Source organism: Bacillus aerius (assembly GCF_029894105.1).
GTDB lineage: Bacteria > Bacillota > Bacilli > Bacillales > Bacillaceae > Bacillus > Bacillus altitudinis.
The window spans coordinates 3,211,998-3,233,778 of sequence record NZ_JARYHO010000001.1 but is presented as its reverse complement, the minus strand read 5'-3'; the positions used below and the strand labels follow the sequence as shown (position 1 = coordinate 3,233,778).

The window sequence follows — 21,781 nt, the reverse complement described above, 5'->3', positions numbered from 1 at the left end:
ATGAATTACAATGTCCGAGGAGAAAACATCGAAGTAACACCTGCACTAAGAGATCATGTCGAGAAAAAAATTGGAAAGCTGGAGCGTTATTTTGAGTCAGATGTTGATGCTTCAGTCAACGTGAACTTGAAATTTTACAACGATCAAGAATCTAAAGTTGAGGTTACCATTCCAATGACTGATCTTGCACTTCGAGCAGAGGTGCATAATGAGGATATGTACAATGCAGTAGACCTAGCAACCAGTAAATTAGAACGTCAAATTAGAAAACATAAAACGAAAGTGAACCGTAAATTCCGTGAGCAAGGTGCGAAAAAGCATTTATTTGCTGGAGGAAACGGTGCGTCCGAAGTAGCAGTTCAAGATGACGAAGAGATTGATGAAACAGAAATCGTCAGACAAAAACGCTTCAATTTAAAACCAATGGATAGCGAAGAGGCCATTCTCCAAATGAACATGTTAGGTCACAGTTTCTTTGTCTTCACAAATGCTGAGACAAATTTGACCAATGTGGTATACCGCCGAAATGACGGTAAATATGGACTCATTGAGCCGAACGCTTAATCATTCGTTCCTTTTGATCCAAAAATGACCTAAAAAAAGTAAACCCGCTCCCTTCATTAGGGGCGGGTTTTTTGTGCTAAATCATTGCAAATTCTTTGGAAATCAAGGAAGGTATGGTATGATAAATGCAGGTAAATATGGACCTGTCAAACTTTTGGACATGCCGAAAAATTGCATGAAATAGAGGAGCGTTATTATATGCTTGGAATCTTAAACAAAGTGTTTGATCCTACGAAACGTACGATCAGCCGATATGAAAAAAAGGCAAATGAAATCGAAGCTCTCGCTCAAGATTTTGAGAAATTATCTGACGAGGCTTTACGAAATAAAACGATCGAATTTAAAGAAAAACTTGAAAAAGGACAATCTGTAGACGACCTTTTGGTTGAAGCATTTGCAACGGTTCGCGAGGCATCACGCCGCGTGACAGGAATGTTCCCATTTAAGGTGCAGCTCATGGGGGGGATTGCCCTACATGAAGGGAATATCTCTGAGATGAAAACAGGTGAAGGTAAAACGTTGACATCAACGATGCCTGTTTATTTGAATGCTCTTTCTGGAAAAGGCGTCCACATTGTAACAGTCAACGAATATTTGGCAAGCCGTGATGCACAGGAAATGGGCAAGATTTTTGAATTTCTTGGATTAACGGTTGGCTTGAACTTAAACAGTTTAGACAAAGATGAAAAAAGAGAAGCGTATGCTGCTGATATCACGTATTCAACAAACAATGAGCTTGGCTTTGATTATTTACGAGATAACATGGTGCTGTATAAAGAGCAAATGGTTCAAAGACCACTTCATTATGCCGTCATCGATGAAGTTGACTCCATCTTAATTGATGAAGCGAGAACACCTCTTATTATTTCTGGACAAGCTGCAAAATCGACGAAACTTTACGTACAAGCAAATGCCTTTGTTCGTACGTTAAAAATAGAAGACGATTTCACTTATGATATTAAAACAAAAAGTGTACAGCTGACTGAAAGCGGAATGACGAAGGCGGAAAAAGCATTTGGTATCGAGAACTTGTTTGATGTCAAACATGTCGCTCTTAACCACCATATCGCGCAGGCTCTTAAGGCGCATGTTGCGATGCAAAAAGACGTTGATTATGTTGTGGAAGATGGTCAAGTCGTCATCGTTGACTCCTTCACAGGACGTTTAATGAAAGGACGTCGCTATAGTGAAGGTCTGCACCAAGCCATTGAAGCAAAAGAAGGTCTTGAAGTGCAGAATGAAAGCATGACACTTGCAACCATTACGTTCCAGAACTATTTCCGTATGTATGAAAAGCTATCTGGTATGACAGGTACAGCGAAAACGGAAGAAGAGGAATTCCGTAACATTTACAATATGCAAGTTGTCACAATCCCAACCAATAAACCGGTTGTGCGTGATGACAGACCAGATTTAATCTACCGTACAATGGATGGCAAATTTAAAGCAGTAGCTGAAGACGTCGCACAGCGTTATATGACAGGACAGCCGGTCCTTGTCGGAACTGTTGCGGTTGAGACATCTGAATTGATTTCAAAACTGCTTAAAAATAAAGGCATCCCTCATCAAGTGTTAAACGCGAAAAACCATGAGCGTGAAGCACAAATTATTGAGGAAGCTGGACAAAAAGGTGCCGTCACAATTGCGACAAACATGGCGGGACGTGGAACAGACATCAAGCTTGGCGAAGGTGTGAAAGAACTAGGCGGTCTTGCTGTTATTGGGACAGAGCGTCATGAATCACGCCGTATCGATAACCAGCTCCGTGGTCGTTCTGGTCGTCAAGGAGACCCAGGGATTACTCAATTCTATCTCTCAATGGAAGATGAATTGATGCGCCGATTTGGTGCAGAGCGGACAATGGCGATGCTTGATCGCTTCGGTATGGATGACTCTACTCCAATTCAAAGTAAAATGGTCTCAAAAGCTGTTGAATCTTCTCAAAAACGTGTTGAGGGGAATAACTTTGATTCCCGTAAGCAGCTTCTGCAATATGATGATGTTCTTCGTCAACAGCGTGAAGTCATTTACAAACAGCGTTTTGAAGTCATCGATTCTGATAACTTGAAATCGATTGTGATCAATATGATTCAATCGTCTATTGAGCGGGCTGTTGGCTCTTATACGCCGAAAGATGAGCTTCCAGAAGAATGGAAACTAGATGGTCTTGTTGAATTAATCAACACGAACTATTTAGATGAAGGTGCTATTTCGGTCAAAGATATCTTCGGTAAAGAAGCAGATGAGATCACGGAATTCATCATGGAGCGGATTAAAGAGAAATACGATGCAAAAGAAGAGACATTTGGCGATGAACAAATGCGTGAATTTGAAAAAGTCATCGTTCTTCGTGCAGTAGATTCGAAGTGGATGGATCATATCGATGCAATGGATCAGCTGCGTCAAGGAATCCATTTACGTGCATATGCACAAACCAATCCACTTCGTGAGTATCAAATGGAAGGATTTGCGATGTTTGAGCATATGGTCGCTTCAATTGAAGATGACGTCGCTAAATATGTGCTAAAATCAGAAATCCAAAACAACCTAGAACGTGAAGAAGTCGTTCAAGGACAAACAACTGCTCATCAGCCTCAAGAAGGCGATGAGGAGAAAACAGTGAAGAAAAAGCCGGTGCGTAAAGTGGTGGATATCGGAAGAAACTCGCCATGTCACTGCGGAAGCGGCAAGAAATATAAAAATTGTCATGGGAAGACAGAATAAGTAATGGAAAGAGGTGAAAACCTCTTTCTATTCATGTCAGCCCCCATACATCTATGAGGTGAAGGATATGGAATTAGTAGAAATTAGACAAGAGCTTGAAAATATGGCTAGCAGGCTAGCTGATTTTAGGGGGTCTCTTTGACCTAGAAACAAAAGAAGTCAAAATCGCAGAGCTTGAAGCGACGATGTCAGAGGCTGATTTTTGGAACGATCAGCAAAAGGCTCAAGGGGTAATCAATGAAGCCAATGCACTAAAGGATTCTGTGAACTCCTATCATGAACTCAGTGAATCGCATGAAGAACTACAAATGACACATGACTTATTAAAGGAAGATTATGACGAGGAGCTTCATGCAGAGCTTGAAAAAGAGCTGAAGAACTTAACGAAGCAGTTTAATGAATTTGAGCTACAGCTTCTTTTAAGCGAACCTTATGATAAAAACAATGCCATTCTTGAGCTTCACCCAGGTGCAGGTGGAACGGAATCACAGGACTGGGGATCGATGCTCCTCAGAATGTATACCCGCTGGGCAGAGCGCAGAGGCTTTAAGGTCGAAACACTTGATTACCTTCCTGGTGATGAAGCGGGAATTAAGTCTGTGACATTGCTGATTAAAGGACATAACGCTTACGGTTACTTAAAAGCAGAAAAAGGTGTCCATCGTTTAGTCCGTATTTCTCCATTTGATTCATCTGGCCGTAGACACACCTCTTTCGTTTCCTGTGATGTCATGCCAGAATTTAATGAAGAAATTGATATCGATATTCGTACAGAGGATATTAAGGTGGATACGTATCGTGCAAGTGGTGCAGGGGGTCAGCACGTCAATACGACGGACTCTGCGGTTCGTATCACACACATCCCAACAAATGTCGTCGTGACGTGCCAAACGGAAAGATCCCAAATCAAAAACAGAGAACGTGCAATGAAAATGCTGAAATCTAAGCTTTATCAAAAACGGATCGAAGAACAGCAGGCGGAATTGGATGAAATTAGAGGAGAACAGAAAGAAATTGGCTGGGGAAGCCAAATTCGCTCGTATGTTTTCCACCCATATTCTCTTGTGAAAGACCATCGTACCAACACGGAGATGGGAAATGTTCAAGCGGTGATGGATGGAGATTTAGATTCCTTTATCGATGCGTATTTACGTTCAAAATTATCATAAAAACTCGGCTTCTGGGACTGACCCCCGTTTTTGAGACAGGGATCAAAACACCTTTATACAGCCAATTGCCGATAGTTTATCGGTGATTGGTTGTTTAGTTTCGTTTGAATACGAATGTTGTTATAATAATAAATGTATTCTTTGACAGTGCGTTCTACGATGGTGGTCGTAGTGCGATCAATCCTGTTAAGATAGAACGTTTCAGACTTTAGTGAGGAATGAAACGATTCGATGGAGGCATTATCAGCGGGTGTCCCTTTACGGGACATGCTCATGGTAATGCCTTTTATATGAACAGCTTTCTGATACTCGTAAGATGTATACACAGAACCTTGATCGCTATGTAACACGCAATTCTCAGGCAGTGCTGGGAGCTGATTAAGTGTGTTTAAGATAAAGTCTGTGTCCTGCTTATCACCAATCGTAAAAGCAATCACTTCTCCATTATATAAATCCAATATACTGGAAAGGTACAATTGTTTCTGTCCATAAGGCAAATACGTGATGTCCGTGACTAGTTTTTCAAGAGGGCGATCAGACTGAAAATTCCGATCCAGTATATTACCGGCTACGGCATAAGGCTGCCCACTCTTCTTACGCTTTTTCATTTTAACCCGGCATTGCCACTGGTTTTTCTGCATGATACGTTGAACAGTTTTATGGTTAATACGCATTCTCATTTTTAGTATGGCTGTGATTTTCCGATAACCATATCGATATTTGTGCTTTCGGCACAACGTGCCGACCTGTTTCTCTAGTTGTCTTTTAGAATGAGTCTGAGTCAAATCCTTTTTCCATCTATAATACGAAGTACGTAAGATGCCTAAATGGACACAGATGTCCTGTACCGTCATCGTTTTGCACAATTCTTCTACCAGTTTGATTGACGTTTCCTTATCAACTTCCTTTCCAATTCGTTGTACTTTTTTAAAACTTCATTCTGTTGACTCAAATAGCGATTTTCTGCCCGCAGTCTCTCTAATTCGGAAGAGTACTCGGGGCCCTTTCCATAGGAATATTGTTTTCCAACAGGTTGTTCGAACCGGTGTGTATCCCCAGCTTTATGCCATCTCACCCATGTCTGAACCTGCGTCTTATTCTTGATATTCAATTCCTGCATGATCTCTTTCATAGGTACGCCTGCCAATCTCATTTCCACAGCCTTCTGTTTGACTTCAACCGGATAACTCACTCTTGTCCCCATAGAAAAAACACCTCCATGTTTTATTTCGGATCACAACGATCTGTTTTCAAACTTGAAGGTGTTTTTTATTTGTCTCATCTTAGGGGGTCAGTCCCTCTTGCCGGGTTTTTTTAATTGTGAGAAAATATAATGAATATAAAGGAATACATATGCCATACTGACTCTATATCCTTTGTATGATGAAATTAGCAATTAAAGGGGGAAATAATTTGGGATTAAAACCATTACAAGAGACGTGGGATTTAGATGCCTTTTTTAAAGGAGGCAGTTCTTCATCAGAATTTATCACATACTTAGAGCATATACAGCAGCTATTAGATGAGTTACGACAAAAGGTAGATGCCTTTTCAAAAGAAGATACACAAATTGAAAAAAAGTTAACAGCTGTCCTTGAAACGTATGAAATCACATATAAAAAACTAGCGCAAGCAGGTTCATTTGTATCCTGTCTACAATCTCAAAATACAAAGGATATGAAGGCGGGCAGTCTCCGAGGGTCTATTGCCAAGCTGGAAGCTGAATTAGGAACCATTCTAGCAGGGTTTGATCAATCACTTGCTGAGATTCCTACTAGCCAGTGGGAAGAATTAATGGATTCAGCCGCTTTTTCAGATGTTCGTTACATATTAAATGAACGAAGAGAACATGTGAAAGATCAGCTGCCTGTTGAACAGGAAACACTCATTCAAAAACTAGCAGTAGATGGGTATCATGCGTGGGATGAACTTTATTCTAGCTTGGTGAACAAAATTACCATTCCATTTGAGCAAAATGGTGAAACACAAATGATCTCTGTAGGCCAAGCAGAAAATGCGATGGATGATTCAGACCGTGAAGTGAGAAAAGCCGTGTATCATAATTTAGAACATGCATGGACACAGGATGAACATTTGTTTGCAAGCACACTCAATCACCTCGCTGGTTTTCGTTTACAAGTATATGAAGCAAGGGGATGGGATCATATATTAAAAGAGCCCCTTGATATTTGCCGGATGAAACAAGAGACGCTCGATACAATGTGGTCTGTCATTGATGAACATAAACAGCCATTCATTGATTATTTACAACGTAAAGCTGACATGCTTGGGGTTGATAAACTAAGCTGGTTTGATGTGGGAGCGCCTATTGGAAGTGAGACAAAAACCTATTCTTATCAAGATGCAGCCGCTTTTATTATCAAGCATTTCGCAGGGTTTGGAAAAGAGCTTGCTGCTTTTACTGAAAAAGCTTTTACTGAACGCTGGGTAGAAGCTGAGAATCGCCCAAACAAACGAGTGGGCGGTTTCTGTACGAATTTCCCTGATAGCGGAGAATCACGTATTTTTATGACCTTCTCAGGGACTCCATCCAATGTAGCGACACTAGCACATGAGCTTGGTCATTCGTTCCATCAGGAAGTCATGCAGGATGTTCGGATGTTGAATCGTAAATATGCGATGAATGTAGCTGAAACTGCGTCTACATTCGCAGAAATGATTGTGGCAGATGCTTCGTTAAAAGAGGCGGCCAATGAAGAAGAGCGTCTCAGTTTGTTAGAGGATAAGCTGCAGCGCAGTGTGGCATTCTTTATGAATATTCAATCACGCTTCTTATTTGAACAACGCTTTTATGAAGAGCGCAAACAAGGAGAAGTGCCAGCTGACCGCTTGAATGAGTTGATGGTAGAAGCACAGAAGGAAGCCTTTGGCGACTCTTTAGATGAATACCATCCGCATTTCTGGGCGTCTAAACTGCATTTCCATATTACAGGTGTCCCGTTTTATAACTTCCCTTACACCTTCGGATACATGTTCTCTCTAGGTATTTATGCAAAAGCATTGCAGGCTGGGGCATCATTTGAAGAGAAATATATTGCGCTATTAAAAGATACAGCGTCAATGACTGTAGAAGATTTGGCATATAAGCACCTAGGTGTCGACCTGACTCAAAAAGCATTTTGGGAAGAGGCCATTTCACTGGCTGTGGCAGATGCTGAAGAGTTTTTAGAAGCGACGAAGGCATAAAAAATGAAAAGCTCCCATTACGGGAGCTTCAGCGTGTAGACAAACCCTCGCATTCTGTGTCAGTCCTGTGCGCTGGTACTCACGAATGTCAAATTCGCTCCGTAAAAGAGCTGTCCTTCCTAGACTTCAAAGGTTTTCTATCACGCTGAAAAGAAGACAAAGGGCTAAAATCAAGTTCATTTTAGCCCTTTGTCATCAATCTTGCAGCTCCCATTACGGGAGCTTTTTTGCTGGTTTTAACCATTCCAGCATCGTCTGAACGATGTCTTTTTGTTGCGTGAGGACTAGAATGTCTGCAGGCTGATCCCCTTTTTGTTTGCCATACATGCCAAATTGAGCATGATTACCGCCTTTTATCTCATGGTACACCGTTTGAGAAGGTAGCTGCTTTTTCGATTTTTTGATTTTTTCTTGTGTCGCTAGCCCATCTTTTTCTCCTGAAATAGATAATACTTGCAAGGAAGCCTGTTTCAAATCATCTGATGCAGGATAGGAGGCAAGGAAAAAGAGGCCGTCCAGCTTGCTTTGATTTTTCTCTGCATACATAGCGGCAGCTGTCCCGCCTAGCGAATGTCCGCCAATGTACCAATGCTTGATGGCTTTATGACTTTTGAGGATATCCTCTGCCTTCTTCGTATTAAAAATCGCGAAGGAAAATGGCATGGCTGGGATAAAGACCGAATAGCCTTTCTTCATCAGCGCATTCCCTAGATAGGCATAAGCAAGAGGTTCAACTTTTGCCCCAGGATAGAGAATGATGCCAGTATCGCTTTTTGATGCTTCAAATGAATATACCCCATTTTTATGATCGACCTGCTCAATCTTCATCTGCTTTTTTAACGCTTCCGATGGTCCATATGTAAAGCGGCTCCATGTATAGAAAGCACCAAAAGCTAAGATGATGAGTGCAAGTAATGTAATACCGGTGATCTTCAGTATTTTCTTCATCGTATGTCCCTTCTTTCTCATGTACATATTAAATATACCATCATTTACTCTTCTGCCAAACGGCAAGTACGCTGATCCGGCTGTGTGATAAAGTATTAATCCATTAGCACTGCATTTGACTGTTATTTACAATCTGAATGAGAGGGCTTAAAATAGGTGTGCATTCAGAAGTAACGGAGGAAGAAAGACATGAAGCAGGAACATTCTCAACTTTGGATTGAAGTGAAAAATTATGTACTTATTTTAATAGGATCAGCCATCGTGGCGGTTGGCTTTAATACGTTATTATTACCAAATCAGATTGCTGCTGGCGGTGTGAGTGGAATCAGTACCATTATGCAGTCATTCGGTTTTGAAGCTGCATATGTACAATGGGGTCTCAATATTCCGCTCTTTATCGCAGGCTTTTATTTATTAGGTGGAACATTTGGGGTAAAAACGCTCGTTGGTTCTGTCTTTTTACCTTTAATGGTGTTCTTAACAAGACACATTGCTCCTGTCACCCATGAAGCACTGCTCGCCGCAATATTTGGCGGTGTAGTGATTGGGCTCGGAATTGGGCTCGTTTTCCTCGGCAATGGTTCAACGGGAGGAACGGCACTTGCGGCCAAAATCATCAATAAATATACAGGGCTGACGTTAGGTACTTGTTTAGCGATGATGGACGGTTTGATTGTTTTGGCGGCCATGACTGTTTTTGGGATTGAAGAAGGACTGTACGCTGTGATCGGAGTGTTCATTTCTAGTAAGACGATTGATGTGGTGCAGGCTGGCTTTAGTCACTCGAAGATGGCCATGATTATTACGGACCATGAGGATGAGGTCAGACAGGCGGTGTTTGATCAAATTGATCGTGGTGTAACGAAGATTTCAGCAGTAGGTGGGTACACCGACCATGACCGGCCTATTTTAATGTGTGTTGTAGGGCAGTCACAATTCACAAAGTTGAAACAAGTGGTAAAAGCGATCGATGCATCAGCGTTTGTCATCGTCATGGATGCAAAAGAGGTGCTTGGTGAGGGTTTTAAAAGGGCGTAAACAAGGATATAATAACGTTGACCAAATGATTGTAGGGGAGGGAAATACATGAAAAAGAGCGGATTAACGCTTCTTTTTGTCGCTATGCTTTTTGTACTTGCGGCCTGTGGAGGAAATTCAAGTAGCAGTGACAAAGAAGGCAGTAAAAGTGCTTCAAGTGTGAGCAGTGGTGAAGAGATTTATCAGCAAAACTGTATTGGCTGTCATGGAAAAGACTTATCTGGCGGAGGCGGCCCAAGCCTGAAAGAAGTCGGGAAAAAATATAATGAAAGCCAAATTGCAGATATTGCCCAGAACGGTAAAGGATCTATGCCAAGCGGAATGGTAGATGAAAAACAAGCAAAAGAAGTCGCCAAATGGCTTGCAGAGAAAAAATAAAACCTTTGTCTAATCGACAAGGTTTTTTTATTTTCTATTTGTAGAAAAAGACTTTTGGATAGTATGAAAACGTATTATATTAAATTTTATTTAAAAAATAAGGGTAAAAAGACATGTTTTTCGGTTTTGGTTGCTCTATTTACCTTTTATTTATAAGTTTTGAAATATAAATGTAATACCATTGCGTCGATTCATGACGTATAATTGGAGTTGTTGAAATTTAGACGATTCAATTTTTTCATCTTTTTGGATGAAAAGGACATAAATTGCTTGTGCGTATCGAAGGGTATGTGCGTGACCATACATAACGTTTTTTGACGAGAAGTGTCAGAACATCATGATAAGCTGTTTGACAGCGAATAAGAAAAGATTAGGTGATTACATGATTGAAATGAAGGAAGTCTATAAGATCTATCCTAATGGTGTAAAGGCGATCAATGGAATCAATGTCTCTATCCATCCAGGAGAGTTTGTGTATGTTGTTGGTCCCAGTGGCGCTGGTAAATCCACGTTCATTAAAATGATGTATCGTGAAGAGAAGCCAACAAAAGGGAAAATCTTAATTAATAACAAAGATTTAGGCTCGATGAAGGAAAAAGAAATTCCTTATGTGAGAAGAGAAATTGGCGTAGTATTCCAAGATTTCAAACTGCTTCCAAGTCTCACGGTCTTTGAGAACGTGGCATTTGCTCTTGAAGTCATTGGTGAACAGCCAAGTATTATTAAGAAAAAAGTGCTTGAGGTACTTGATTTGGTGCAATTAAAGCACAAAGCTCGTCAATTTCCAGATCAGCTTTCCGGCGGTGAACAGCAGCGTGTATCGATCGCTCGTTCGATCGTCAATCATCCTGAGGTTGTCATTGCAGACGAACCGACAGGAAACCTTGATCCAGATACTTCATGGGAAATCATGAAGACACTCGAAGAGATTAATAACCGCGGAACAACAGTCGTCATGGCGACACACAACAAAGAGATTGTAAACAGCATGAAGAAACGCGTCATCGCAATCGAAGATGGAATGATTGTGCGTGACGAAGCAAGAGGGGAGTACGGAATTTATGATTAAAACTCTCTCGCGGCATTTACGTGAGAGCTTCCGTTCACTTGGAAGAAACACGTGGATGACATTTGCATCAATTAGTGCGGTCACTGTCACATTGATTTTAGTTGGGGTTTTTCTTGTTATTATGCTCAACTTGAATAACATGGCATCGAACGCTGAGAAAGAAGTAGAAGTAAAAGTTCTCATCGATTTAACTGCGAATCAAAAGCAGCAGGATGAATTAAAAGCAGAAATTGAGAAGATTCCTGAAATCAGTGATGTGAAATACTCATCCAAGGATGATGAACTAAAAGCACTGATTAAAAGCTTTGGTGAAAATGGACAATCTATGGGACTGGTTGATCAAGAAAATCCATTAAATGATGCGTTTATTGTGAAAACAACAGATCCTCACGATACACCAAAAGTAGCGAAGAAATTAGAAAACCTAAAAGGGACGTATAAAGTCACTTATGGAAAAGAAGAGGTCAGCCGACTCTTTAATGTTGTCGGAGTGGCGCGTAATGTCGGCATCGCACTTATTATTGGGCTTTTATTTACAGCGATGTTCTTGATTTCCAATACGATCAAAATTACGATTTTTGCTAGACGTAAAGAAATTGAGATTATGAAACTAGTAGGTGCAACGAACTGGTTTATCCGCTGGCCGTTCTTCATCGAAGGATTACTACTTGGTGTATTTGGCTCGATTATACCAATCGCTGTATTGCTTGGCACGTATCAATATGCTGTCGGCTGGGTGGCGCCAAGGGTACAAGGTTCATTTATTTCAATGCTTCCATACAATCCGTTTGTCTATCAAGTATCACTGATCCTTCTATTGATCGGTGCCATTATCGGTGTGTGGGGAAGTTTAACGTCCATCCGTAAATTCTTGAAAGTATAAATCTATTTATATTGATGGCAGCACTCGAAGATTCTATAGAAGGTGTGACCGGTTGATCCAATTCATCCGGTCGACTCTTCATGCAGGCAGTTGTCATGGGAGGGGAATATCGTTTTGAAAAGAAAGCTGATAATGGCTGGAATGGCAGCGTTTATTGGAACAACGTGGCTATACATTCCAGGGAACGAAAATCGTGCATTCGCATACGAAGACCTAGATCAAAAACGTCAACAAATTGAAGAGAAAACATCGAAGACTGAATCAACCTTGAAGAAAAAGAAATCAGAACTGGCAAAGCTTGAAAAGAAAGAATCAAAGCTAAAGCAAGAAATTGAAAAAATTGACCAAAAAGTAAGTGCCGCAACTGAAAAAGTCGCAGAAAAAGAAAAAGAGGTCAAACAGACGAAACAAGAGATCAAAAAACTAAAAAAAGAGATTGAAGTCATCAACGAGCGAATTGAAAAGAGAAAAGCGATTTTCAAAGATCGAATTCGTTCTATGCAAAAAAGTGGCGGTACAATCAACTATTTAGATGTGCTGCTAGGTGCTCGTAGCTTTAGTGATTTTGTCAGTCGTGTGGGAGCTGTTACAACCATCGTCGAAGCAGATAAAGACATGATTACAGAACACGAAAATGATTTGGAGCTAGTAGAGCAAAAAGAAGCAGAGCTAAATAAACAGCTAAGTGGACTTGAAACATCTTTGAAAGAGCTTGAAACGTTGAAAAAGGACCTATCTAAACAGCAAAAAGAAAAAGGAAAAGTCCTTGGTCATGTAACGGAAGAAAAAGAACATGCACATGATGAACTAGGAAAGCTTGAAAATGAACAAGAAATTTTAGCGAATCAAAAAGCGGCGGTAAAGTCTGAAGAGGCACGTCGTCAAAAAGAAGAAGCGAAGAAAGCAGAACAAGCAGCTGCTGAAAAAAGTGCACCTGCACCAAGTGGAGGATCTGATCAAGTGTCAGATACACCAGCAAGTAGCTCAGGTTTCATTAAACCAGCTGCAGGCCGTTTCTCATCAGGCTTTGGCGGACGTTCTGGCGGACAGCATTACGGATTAGATATCGCTGCAAAAGGCACTGTATCTGTCGTTGCAGCCGCATCTGGAACAGTCACGAACTCAAGCTACTCGTCGAGTTATGGGAACGTGGTGTTCATTACACATAACATCAATGGCCAAACGTATCAAACGGTATACGCTCATCTTTCAACAAGAAGTGTGTCAACAGGTCAAAGAGTCGAGCAAGGTCAATTCCTTGGATATATGGGCAACACAGGTCAGTCTTATGGCCAGCATCTTCATTTTGAAATTCATAAAGGATTATGGAATGGCGCGAAATCAAATGCAGTCAATCCAGCGCAATATATCCGCTGACAAAAAGCCGATAACAGCATGTTATCGGCTTTTTTCAAGTAGATGAAGTTAAAATAACAGCAGTAATCCGGCAATAATAGGTGTTAAAAGCACAGCGGATTTTAAGAGAGGTTTCGGCGCAAGGCGTGTAAATTTTGCCCCAATAAAAGCTCCTAATACGGTACCGATTAAGATCTGAACGAGCAGGATAAAGTCAACATAGCCTTCTGAAATATAACCAATTCCACCGCCAATAGAGATTGGAATAATCACTAGCATCGTTGTGCCAACAGCTTGTCTAATAGACAGCTTCAGCAAAATCAAAAGCCCCACTTGAATAAATGGTGCTGATCCGATACCGAACATCCCTGAAAGCATCCCTGATACAAGGCCTAATATAATGCCCCTGATCAGCAATTGGCGTGAAGAAAGCGGCTGCTGCTCAGCATCTTCTTTTAGGACAAACAATTTGATCATCATAAAAGCAGCAGATAAAAAGAGCATACCAGCTGTTAAATAGTGCAAGCTATCCTCTGGAATAAAAGGAGCCACTTTTGCTCCGGCAAATGAAGCAATACAAGCTAGTGCACCGACAATCAAACCTGATTTGAGCTGGATATTTCCTTCCCGGTAGTGGCTGTATGCACCAGATAAAGTCGTAAATGCCATAGCAGCTAAAGATGTCCCAAGTGCAGTATGGATTGGTACATCAAAGATTAACGTCAGCAATGCGATGACAAAACCAGCCCCGCCAGCTCCTACAAACCCTAGTAAAATTCCTAATAAAAGCATCGTCAATATAATATACATAGCGAAGACTCCTTCTCGATCGTAACAAAATAAAAATTACACCTATTGAAATGATTAGTCAAGCCTCCTTAGGAGAATGTCTTTACATGAAATCCCTTCTTCTGGCATATAATAACTCAGGTCATCAGGAAGAGTTGAAGAAGGAGGCCAAATATGAAAAAACAAATCGCATCCATCATGGCAAGTGTCATTCTCATCATCAGTGCAGGGGTTATGACGCATAAAGAGGCGACTCAAGCGGAGTCACCGAAAGCGGCTGCTGCAGTGGCTGGACAAGCTCAATCAAGTGATCGAGCGAAGGAAAACGGAATGGAGAAAATTGAGAAAGCCTATGACCTCATTTCGAATGAATATGTAGAGGAAGTGGATCGTCAAAAGCTGCTTGAAGGTGCCATACAAGGAATGCTTTCAACCTTAAATGATCCGTATTCAGTATACATGGACAAGCAAACCGCAAAGCAATTTTCGGATTCACTTGATTCCTCATTTGAAGGAATTGGGACAGAAGTTGGAATGGATGAAGGAAAGATTATCATTGTCTCTGCCTTTAAAAAATCCCCTGCGGCTAAGGCGGGTCTGAAACCGAAAGATGAAATCATCAGCATTGACGGTGAGTCGATGAAAGAAAAAAGCCTAAACGATGCTGTACTGAAAATAAGAGGAAAAAAAGGAACGTCTGTCGCCTTGAAAATCAGACGAAATGGAATTGAAAAAGAGCTAACATTCCATATCAAACGAGAAGAAATCCCGCTTGAAACCGTAACGGCTTCAATGAAAGAGGTCAATGGTCATAAAACAGGCTATATTGCGATCTCTAGCTTCTCTGAAGATACGGCGAAGGATTTCACGGCAAGCTTGAATAAGCTCGAGAAAAAGGGCATGGAAGGCCTTGTGCTGGACGTGAGAGGAAATCCTGGCGGCTATCTACAAAGTGTGGAAGACATTTTGAAACATTTTATCACAAAGGATCAGCCATATATTCAAATTGCAGAACGGAATGGCGATCGAAAACGATATTTTTCAAAACGAAAAGAACAAAAACCATACCCGGTCAATGTCTTAATTGATAAAGGAAGTGCATCCGCTTCTGAAATTCTGGCTGGTGCCATGAAAGAAGCAGGGAAGTATGAAGTGGTAGGTGACGTTTCCTTTGGTAAAGGGACTGTGCAGCAGGCGGTACCAATGGGAGATGGGAGTAACATTAAATTAACGTTGTATAAGTGGCTGACACCGAAAGGGAATTGGATTCACAAAAAAGGTGTTGTGCCGACCATTGCGATTCATCAACCAGATTACTTCACCGTCGGCCCGCTCCAGCTGAAAGAACCGCTTCAGCTTGATATGAACAACGAAGAAGTCAGACAAGCACAGACATTGTTAAAAGGGTTATCATTTGACCCTGGCAGAGTAGATGGATATTTTGACGAAGAAACGAAAAAGGCTGTACTCGCATTTCAAAGCACATACAATCTCGAAAAATCAGGTGTGATTGATTTAAAGACAGCGAAAATGATGAACAAGATGGTAGATGAAGTGAAATCTTATGAAAAGAATGATCTTCAGCTACAAACTGCACTAAAAGCACTATATCTCAAAAAATAAAGAGGCGAATAAATGCCTCTTTTTTTTGGTTCATAAGTGTTACGAACATGTAATAATTTATTCTTAAAAATATATTATATCGAGAAATATATTCATTTATTTTACAAAAAACATAACATTCCTTCGAATTTACCCGATAACATATTTATATAAGAGACTTTCTGTTGATTTAAACATGTCATGAAAATGAAACTTTTGAAAGTTGTATGTTACATAAATAATTCTTACAATAAAAAGTAGCACTCATTTTAAATATTTTATTTTTTGCGGATATTCAGCTTAAGCATTAAGCTGTACCGAGGTTTGCGCTTTTCTTAAAAGAACTAGTAAATGGGGGTACACAATTGAAAAGGGCAAGTATTGTGAGAGAGAAAAAATATTACGAGTTGGTAGAGGAGCTTAAGAGTCGTACGAAAGATGTGACGTTTTCGGCTACAAAGGCATTAAGTCTACTCATGCTGTTAAGCAGGTACTTGGTCAATTACACAACGGTAGAATCAGTCGACGAGATCGATGAAGACTGTGCTGAGATATACTTCAATTATTTAATGGATAATCATAAGAGACTTGGTATAAACTTAACCGACATCAAGAGGTCCATGCAGCTTCTCGGCGGCATACTAGATGTAGATGTAAATCACTATTTAAAAGATTTTTCACTGTCGAATGTCACACTTTGGATGAATCAGGAGAAATAAACCTGATGTCAAGCATCGATTTATTTGATAGAATAAGAGAAAATGCTTGACTTGGGCGGTGAACGATAATGAGCTCGGAGTGGATGGGAGCCGGATTAAAAGCGGTCGGTCTGTTTTTAATCCATCCTCTTTTTTATTTTATGATATTAATCAGCCTATTATATGGCTACATCCGCGTAAAGCGGGAGAGAAAAGCGTTTCAAACAAGAATAGAAGATGTTTACGATGAACTGAAATTTACATATTCAAAGGGATGGGTTCCAGGAATTTGTCTATCGATCATATCTGTAGGCTTAGGGATTTCCCTTCCGCCTGGATTCATCGTGCTGATTGCAGCGATGACCATCGTTTTCTCTTTATTCTTTAAGGCGAGTGCGCTTTCGTCTGCATACACACTCGGTTTCAGTTTTATTGCGGCATTTGGACTGATGTCTGTTCAAGTGAGCCATTCTTGGCTGCCGCAGCTTTCAATGATGAATGCATCAGCCGTTGTGATCCTGTTAGGGCTACTGTTAATGACCGAAGGCATCTTAGCCTATCGAACGGCGCATTTACGTACATCGCCTGCAATGGTGATGAGTGCGAGAGGACTTTTGATCGGCCAGCAGCGAGCAAACCGTCTGTGGCTTCTACCACTTGTTTTGCTGATGCCGGCAGGTGAATGGACTTCTTCTCTGCCATGGTGGCCTGTGCTTCAAGTGCACGATCAAAGCTTTTCATTTATTGTGATCCCGTACATCATCGGCTTTGGCCAGCGTATTCAAGGATCGCTGCCAATTGTGAGTATTCAAATTACGTCACGCCGAATAATGATGCTCGGTCTAGTTGTTGCTGTAGTAGGTGCGGCCAGTATTTGGTTTGAGCCGATTGCGTGGGGAGCTGTTGTTCTAGCGATTGCAGGAAGAGCCTTTTTATCATGGAAGCAGAGGGCGAATGACAATGCTGCACCATTCTTTTTCTCTAAGCGGAATCAAGGGCTTATGGTGCTTGGTATCATTCCGAATACCCCTGCGGCTGATTTAAAGCTTGAGATCGGAGAAATTATTACAAAGGTCAATGGAATCGAGATCAAAACCGTTTCAGAATTTTATGAAGCACTACAAACCAATCGTGCTCTGACAAAGCTTGAGATCATTGGTCTCAATGGTCAGACAAGGTTTGAGAAACGCGCCTCTTACGAAGGGGAGCATCACCAGCTTGGTATCCTGTTTGTGAAGGACGATCCTCAGCAAGAGCCAACGGCGATTTCATCTTAAAAAAGCTGCTAGAGATGGCAGCTTTTTTCTTTTGGGCGCATTTCTCTCCCATAGGATTCGCCCCATTCACGCATGGCAAAGATAATGGGCTTTAACGTATTTCCAAGAGAAGTCAGTGAATACTCGACACGAGGAGGAACTTCCTCATAAACTTCACGGTGAACAATCCCGTCTTGTTCAAGTTCTCGTAATTGCAACGTCAGGACACGCTGCGAAATTCTTGGCAGAAGCCGGCGTATTTCGTTGTAACGCTTTGGACCGCAAGTCAAATGATAAAGGATGACGCCTTTCCATTTCCCTCCGATGACATTTGTAGTGATAGACACGGGACAGCCATGATTCACAATACTGACTGGATTGGATGGTGCACTCATCTCAACATTCCTTTCTTAAACGAAAATGGTCATAAACGAACATGTTTGTACCTAACGAACAAAAATGTGCGTACTTGAATCAATGAAAGCTTTTCTTTTACCATAGAGATAGACATCACACATTCGGGTTGTTTGTTTTCCTATCATAACAATTTCTATTAGGGAATGGAAAGAAATTGGATTGTGGGAACACACCTGTTCATTAGAAAGGATGAATAATATGCGAGACAAAGAGCTATTAAAAAAAGAAATCATTGAGGCGTATGAATTCCGTCATGCGACAAAAGAGTTTGACCCAGCGAAAAAGATTCCAGAGGATGATTTTGCATTTATTTTAGAAACAGGAAGACTTTCTCCAAGCTCTGTAGGGTTTGAGCCTTGGAAGTTCCTCGTTATTCAAAATGAAGCATTCAGAGAAAAATTAAAAGAGTATACATGGGGGGCGCAAAAGCAGCTTCCAACTGCCAGCCATTTTGTGATCATCTTGGCAAGAACAGATGCCCGCTATGATTCAGCATATGCAGAATACATCAACAAGCAAATCAAAGGAATGACAGACGAAACGTTTGAAATGGTCAAGGGGCGCTACAGAGAATTCCAAGAGAACGATCTTCATCTACTAGAAAATGACCGTACATTATTTGATTGGGCTTCAAAACAAACGTATATTGCCTTAGGTAACATGATGACAGCTGCGGCACAGATCGGCATTGATTCATGCCCAGTTGAAGGATTTAGCTACGATCACATCCATCGTATCTTAGAAGAAGAAGGGTTACTGGAGGATGGTCAATACGACATCTCTGTCATGGCAGCCTTCGGTTATCGTGTCACTGAGCCAAAACGCGGCAAAACACGTCGCCCGATGGATGAAGTAGCTGTTTGGATTCGTTAATCGCTGTTTGTCTGAAAAAGGCTGTTGACAATTGCGTGGTTAGTCAGTATATTTAAAAAATAAAATCTTTGACGAGTATACAAATTTGACTATAAACGCTTTGACTTGAGAATAGTAAATGAACATCCGTTTTTTAAGAGAGCTGCGGGTCGGTGCAACGCAGTAAAACGAATCATTGAACTCGCTCAAAGAGCGGTAAGACTGAATGAATAGTAAGTCTTTACGTGTGACCTCCGTTATCGGGTTTTAAGTTGGATTCAGCCATGGCTGAATCAATAAGAGTGGTAACGCGGTTGCAAGGTCAGTCGTCTCTTCCAGGAGATGGCTGGCCTTTTTATATGCTTTTATCTCATATTTGTCTGAAGATTCAAATTTAAAGGAGCTATAGAAAATGGAAAAGGAACATGTGCAGTTAAAACGAACAATGACATCAAGGCATATTATGATGCTTGCGCTTGGCGGTGCCATCGGTGCTGGTCTGTTTAAAGGAAGCAGTTCTGCCATTGATATTGCGGGTCCTGCTGTCATTTTGGCATACATGATTGGTGGTCTTATTTTATTATTTATTATGCAAGGACTTGCCGAAATGACCGTTGCACGACCTGGAGCAAGAACATTCCGTGACTTGATTGAACCTGTGTTAGGAAAGTATCCGGCCTATTTCTTAGACTGGATCTATTGGAAGATGTGGGTGCTGAACATTGCAGCAGAAGCGATTGTGTCGGCCATCTTTATTCAGTACTGGTTCCCACAAGTGCCAATCTGGATGCTTGTGTTAATCATTTCACTTGTAGTCACAATCATTAATGTTTGCTCAGTCAAAATGTTTGCTGAGACAGAGTATTGGTTGGCTTCTATTAAAATTGCTGTCATCATCTTATTTATTATCATTGGATTTACCATGCTATTTGTCTCATTCGGACAGCATGCAGCACCTGGATTGTCTAACTTAACGGATCACGGTGGATTTTTCCCAAATGGTACTGGCGGATTAATTGCAGCAATGCTGGTTGTCGTGTATTCATATGGTGGGACGGAGATGATTGGGGTCACTTTAGCAGAAACAAAAAACCCTGAAAAAGTCATCCCAAAGGCCATTCAAAGTACGTTTGTACGCATCATCGGTTTTTATGTACTACCGTTCTTTATCATTGTCAGCTTAATCCCTTGGAATCAAGTAAACAATGAGCAAGTAAGTCCATTTGTGACAGTGTTTGCAACAATCGGAGTACCGTATGCTAGTGACATCATGAATGGTATTATCTTACTAGCGATTTTGTCTTCTATGAACTCTGGCTTGTATGCTTCATCACGGGTGCTTTATACACAGGCAATGGATGGCCGTGTATGGAAAGGATTCTCCAAGCTGTCAAAACAGCAGGTGCCTGTTCGAGCCATCCTTGTATGTACATCTACCTTGTATGCAGCTGTATTGATTTCTCTTTTTGTAGGAAGTCAAACGTTTAATTACTTGATGGGCTCTTTAAGTTACACAGTTCTATTCATCTGGTTTATCATTGCCGTCGGTCATTTGAAATCTCGAAGCGTCGCACAGCCAGGCGGATATCGCGTGAAGCTGTATCCTTTCACAACGTGGTTTTCCGTTATTGCGATCATGGCCATTTTTGTCGGCGTTGTATTCAATACACCAATTGTTCAAACGCTGGTCACAATGGGCATTTATTTAATCATTACACTTTCTTTTTTTATTAACAGAAAACGGTTTGAAACAGCCGTCTAATTTATTAAAAAGCGTGCAGGACCTTCTGAAGGGTCTCGCACGCTTTTTTTAATGCTGTTTATATTGCTTAAAATGAACAGGGGATTGAACGGGATGTGGCTTTGCCTGAAGGCCATAGCTCTCCCTGACGATATAAAGCGGCCGGTCCTTGGCTTCATCGTAGATTCGGCCGATATACTCTCCGATCATGCCTAACATAAAGAGGATGATCCCGCTAAAGAATAGCTGAATGACAATTAATGAACTCCAGCCGGTGATGGTGCTGTTTGTAAAAAGCTTTAAATATAAAACTAGAAACATCGAAATGAAGCCAATAGCTGAAAGGGTAATACCTGCCACGCTGGCTAGCTTTAAAGGTTTGTAAGAAAAAGATGTGATCCCATCCATCGAGAGCTTGAGCATCTTTTTGAGAGGGTACTTTGTTTCTCCTGCCAACCGCTCATCCCGAACATATTCTACCGCAATCTGTTTGAAGCCAACCCAGCTCACTAATCCGCGGACAAATGGGTTTTTCTCGCGTATTTTTCTCATTTCATGACACACTTTACGATCCATCAATCTAAAGTCGCCGGTGTCGATAGGAATATCTACTTCGGTGATTTGACGTAGCACTCGGTAGAAAAGGGAAGCGGTGTACTTTTTGAAAGCTGTTTCGCCTTTTCGTTGCGTGCGGACCGCATATACGACCTCATAGCCTTCCTTCCATTTTTCAATCATGTCTAAAATCAATTCAGGTGGATCTTGTAAATCCGCATCAATCACTACGACAGCTTCTCCCTTTGCATAATCCATTCCCGCTGTAATGGCAATTTGATGCCCAAAGTTACGAGAAAAATCAATAAGTCTCACATGCGGATCGGTCTGGCAGTACCCTTTAATCAGTTCAGCTGTTCGATCCATACTGCCGTCATTGACGAAGAGAAGCTCATATGCTTCTCCCGTCGAATCCATGACGGTCTTGAGGCGCTGATACGATTCATGGATCACAAGTTCTTCATTATACACTGGGACTACAACAGAGTATTGTATGTTCTTTTCCATCAGTCATCGTTCCTCCCTTTTAATAGAT

The 21,781-nt window shown here is 41.2% G+C and carries 19 protein-coding genes and 1 other annotated feature; of the genes, 14 read left to right on the top strand and 5 right to left on the bottom strand.

Annotation, left to right across the window (positions count from 1 at the left end; all coding sequences use genetic code 11):
• The 3 genes from hpf to prfB all read left to right on the top strand — a co-directional run bounded on the left by hpf (position 1) and on the right by prfB (position 4,457).
• Positions 1 to 564, top strand: a complete 564-nt coding sequence (hpf, locus tag M2353_RS16815) for a ribosome hibernation-promoting factor, HPF/YfiA family (RefSeq protein WP_007499992.1) — start codon at positions 1 to 3, stop codon at positions 562 to 564.
• A 198-nt stretch (positions 565 to 762) separates the two neighbouring features.
• Entirely contained in the window at positions 763 to 3,288 is a 2,526-nt protein-coding gene (gene secA, locus M2353_RS16810; protein ID WP_216895226.1) for a preprotein translocase subunit SecA, read from the top strand.
• Positions 3,289 to 3,355: 67 nt separating this feature from the next.
• A protein-coding gene (gene prfB, locus M2353_RS16805) for a peptide chain release factor 2 (RefSeq protein ID WP_096881918.1) occupies positions 3,356 to 4,457 on the top strand; the annotation gives its coding sequence in 2 pieces (ribosomal slippage) (positions 3,356 to 3,427 and positions 3,429 to 4,457; 1,101 coding nt in all).
• 53 nt (positions 4,458 to 4,510) lie between these two features.
• Here the strand turns inward: prfB and M2353_RS16800 are convergent.
• Positions 4,511 to 5,661 (bottom strand): IS3 family transposase gene (locus tag M2353_RS16800; RefSeq protein WP_178896435.1). Its coding sequence is split into 2 segments (ribosomal slippage): positions 4,511 to 5,388 and positions 5,388 to 5,661, totalling 1,152 coding nucleotides; the frame shifts between segments, so codons are not numbered across the junction.
• Positions 5,662 to 5,870: 209 nt separating this feature from the next.
• On the opposite strand from M2353_RS16800, the gene M2353_RS16795 reads away from it, so the two are divergent.
• Positions 5,871 to 7,664: a M3 family oligoendopeptidase gene (locus M2353_RS16795; protein WP_284725760.1), complete on the top strand. Its 1,794-nt coding sequence runs from the start codon at positions 5,871 to 5,873 to the stop codon at positions 7,662 to 7,664.
• A gap of 213 nt (positions 7,665 to 7,877) precedes the next feature.
• On the opposite strand, the gene M2353_RS16790 is transcribed toward M2353_RS16795, so the two are convergent.
• Positions 7,878 to 8,612 carry an alpha/beta fold hydrolase gene (locus tag M2353_RS16790; protein WP_284725759.1) on the bottom strand — a complete coding sequence of 245 codons (735 nt, stop codon included), beginning with the start codon at positions 8,610 to 8,612 and terminating at the stop codon, positions 7,878 to 7,880.
• Between the two features lie 189 nt (positions 8,613 to 8,801).
• Here M2353_RS16790 and M2353_RS16785 point away from each other — a divergent pair, with 189 nt between their 5' ends.
• The 5 genes from M2353_RS16785 to M2353_RS16765 all read left to right on the top strand — a co-directional run bounded on the left by M2353_RS16785 (position 8,802) and on the right by M2353_RS16765 (position 13,357).
• Complete coding sequence (locus M2353_RS16785) at positions 8,802 to 9,650, top strand: YitT family protein (RefSeq protein ID WP_284725758.1); 849 nt, start codon at positions 8,802 to 8,804, stop codon at positions 9,648 to 9,650.
• 48 nt (positions 9,651 to 9,698) lie between these two features.
• Positions 9,699 to 10,028, top strand: a complete 330-nt coding sequence (cccB, locus tag M2353_RS16780; RefSeq protein ID WP_008348231.1) for a cytochrome c551 — start codon at positions 9,699 to 9,701, stop codon at positions 10,026 to 10,028.
• Positions 10,029 to 10,410: 382 nt separating this feature from the next.
• Positions 10,411 to 11,097 carry a cell division ATP-binding protein FtsE gene (ftsE, locus tag M2353_RS16775; protein WP_008348229.1) on the top strand — a complete coding sequence of 229 codons (687 nt, stop codon included), beginning with the start codon at positions 10,411 to 10,413 and terminating at the stop codon, positions 11,095 to 11,097.
• Entirely contained in the window at positions 11,090 to 11,980 is an 891-nt protein-coding gene (ftsX, locus tag M2353_RS16770) for a permease-like cell division protein FtsX (protein ID WP_024719915.1), read from the top strand. Before ftsE ends, ftsX begins: the two co-directional genes overlap by 8 nt.
• Positions 11,981 to 12,094: 114 nt before the next feature.
• The gene (locus tag M2353_RS16765) at positions 12,095 to 13,357 is read left to right on the top strand and encodes a murein hydrolase activator EnvC family protein (RefSeq protein WP_039169766.1); all 1,263 of its coding nucleotides are present in this window, start codon (positions 12,095 to 12,097) and stop codon (positions 13,355 to 13,357) included.
• Between the two features lie 48 nt (positions 13,358 to 13,405).
• Here M2353_RS16765 and M2353_RS16760 read toward each other — a convergent pair whose 3' ends face one another.
• On the bottom strand, positions 13,406 to 14,146 hold the full coding sequence (locus M2353_RS16760; RefSeq protein WP_284725757.1) for a sulfite exporter TauE/SafE family protein: 741 nt from the start codon (positions 14,144 to 14,146) through the stop codon (positions 13,406 to 13,408).
• 153 nt (positions 14,147 to 14,299) lie between these two features.
• Here M2353_RS16760 and ctpB point away from each other — a divergent pair, with 153 nt between their 5' ends.
• The 3 genes from ctpB (at position 14,300) to M2353_RS16745 (ending at position 17,702) form a co-directional block, all read left to right on the top strand.
• Complete coding sequence (gene ctpB, locus M2353_RS16755) at positions 14,300 to 15,748, top strand: carboxy-terminal processing protease CtpB (protein ID WP_284725756.1); 1,449 nt, start codon at positions 14,300 to 14,302, stop codon at positions 15,746 to 15,748.
• 344 nt (positions 15,749 to 16,092) lie between these two features.
• Positions 16,093 to 16,446 (top strand): swarming motility protein SwrAA, encoded by a 354-nt coding sequence (locus M2353_RS16750; protein ID WP_007500014.1) that lies wholly within the window; start codon positions 16,093 to 16,095, stop codon positions 16,444 to 16,446.
• A gap of 68 nt (positions 16,447 to 16,514) precedes the next feature.
• The gene (locus M2353_RS16745) at positions 16,515 to 17,702 is read left to right on the top strand and encodes a PDZ domain-containing protein (protein WP_024719912.1); all 1,188 of its coding nucleotides are present in this window, start codon (positions 16,515 to 16,517) and stop codon (positions 17,700 to 17,702) included.
• Positions 17,703 to 17,710: 8 nt separating this feature from the next.
• On the opposite strand, the gene M2353_RS16740 is transcribed toward M2353_RS16745, so the two are convergent.
• Positions 17,711 to 18,076, bottom strand: a complete 366-nt coding sequence (locus tag M2353_RS16740) for a winged helix-turn-helix transcriptional regulator (protein ID WP_268417767.1) — start codon at positions 18,074 to 18,076, stop codon at positions 17,711 to 17,713.
• A 220-nt stretch (positions 18,077 to 18,296) separates the two neighbouring features.
• On the opposite strand from M2353_RS16740, the gene M2353_RS16735 reads away from it, so the two are divergent.
• Both M2353_RS16735 and M2353_RS16730 read left to right on the top strand, forming a co-directional pair.
• A complete protein-coding gene (locus M2353_RS16735) occupies positions 18,297 to 18,971 on the top strand; it encodes an NAD(P)H-dependent oxidoreductase (protein WP_035701558.1) in 675 nt (224 codons plus the stop codon).
• 91 nt (positions 18,972 to 19,062) lie between these two features.
• Positions 19,063 to 19,287, top strand: a binding site (T-box leader).
• Positions 19,288 to 19,362: 75 nt separating this feature from the next.
• On the top strand, positions 19,363 to 20,712 hold the full coding sequence (locus M2353_RS16730) for an amino acid permease (protein WP_008348215.1): 1,350 nt from the start codon (positions 19,363 to 19,365) through the stop codon (positions 20,710 to 20,712).
• Between the two features lie 48 nt (positions 20,713 to 20,760).
• Here the strand turns inward: M2353_RS16730 and M2353_RS16725 are convergent, their stop codons facing one another.
• Entirely contained in the window at positions 20,761 to 21,753 is a 993-nt protein-coding gene (locus M2353_RS16725; RefSeq protein ID WP_284725755.1) for a glycosyltransferase family 2 protein, read from the bottom strand.
• Positions 21,754 to 21,781 lie beyond the last annotated feature (28 nt).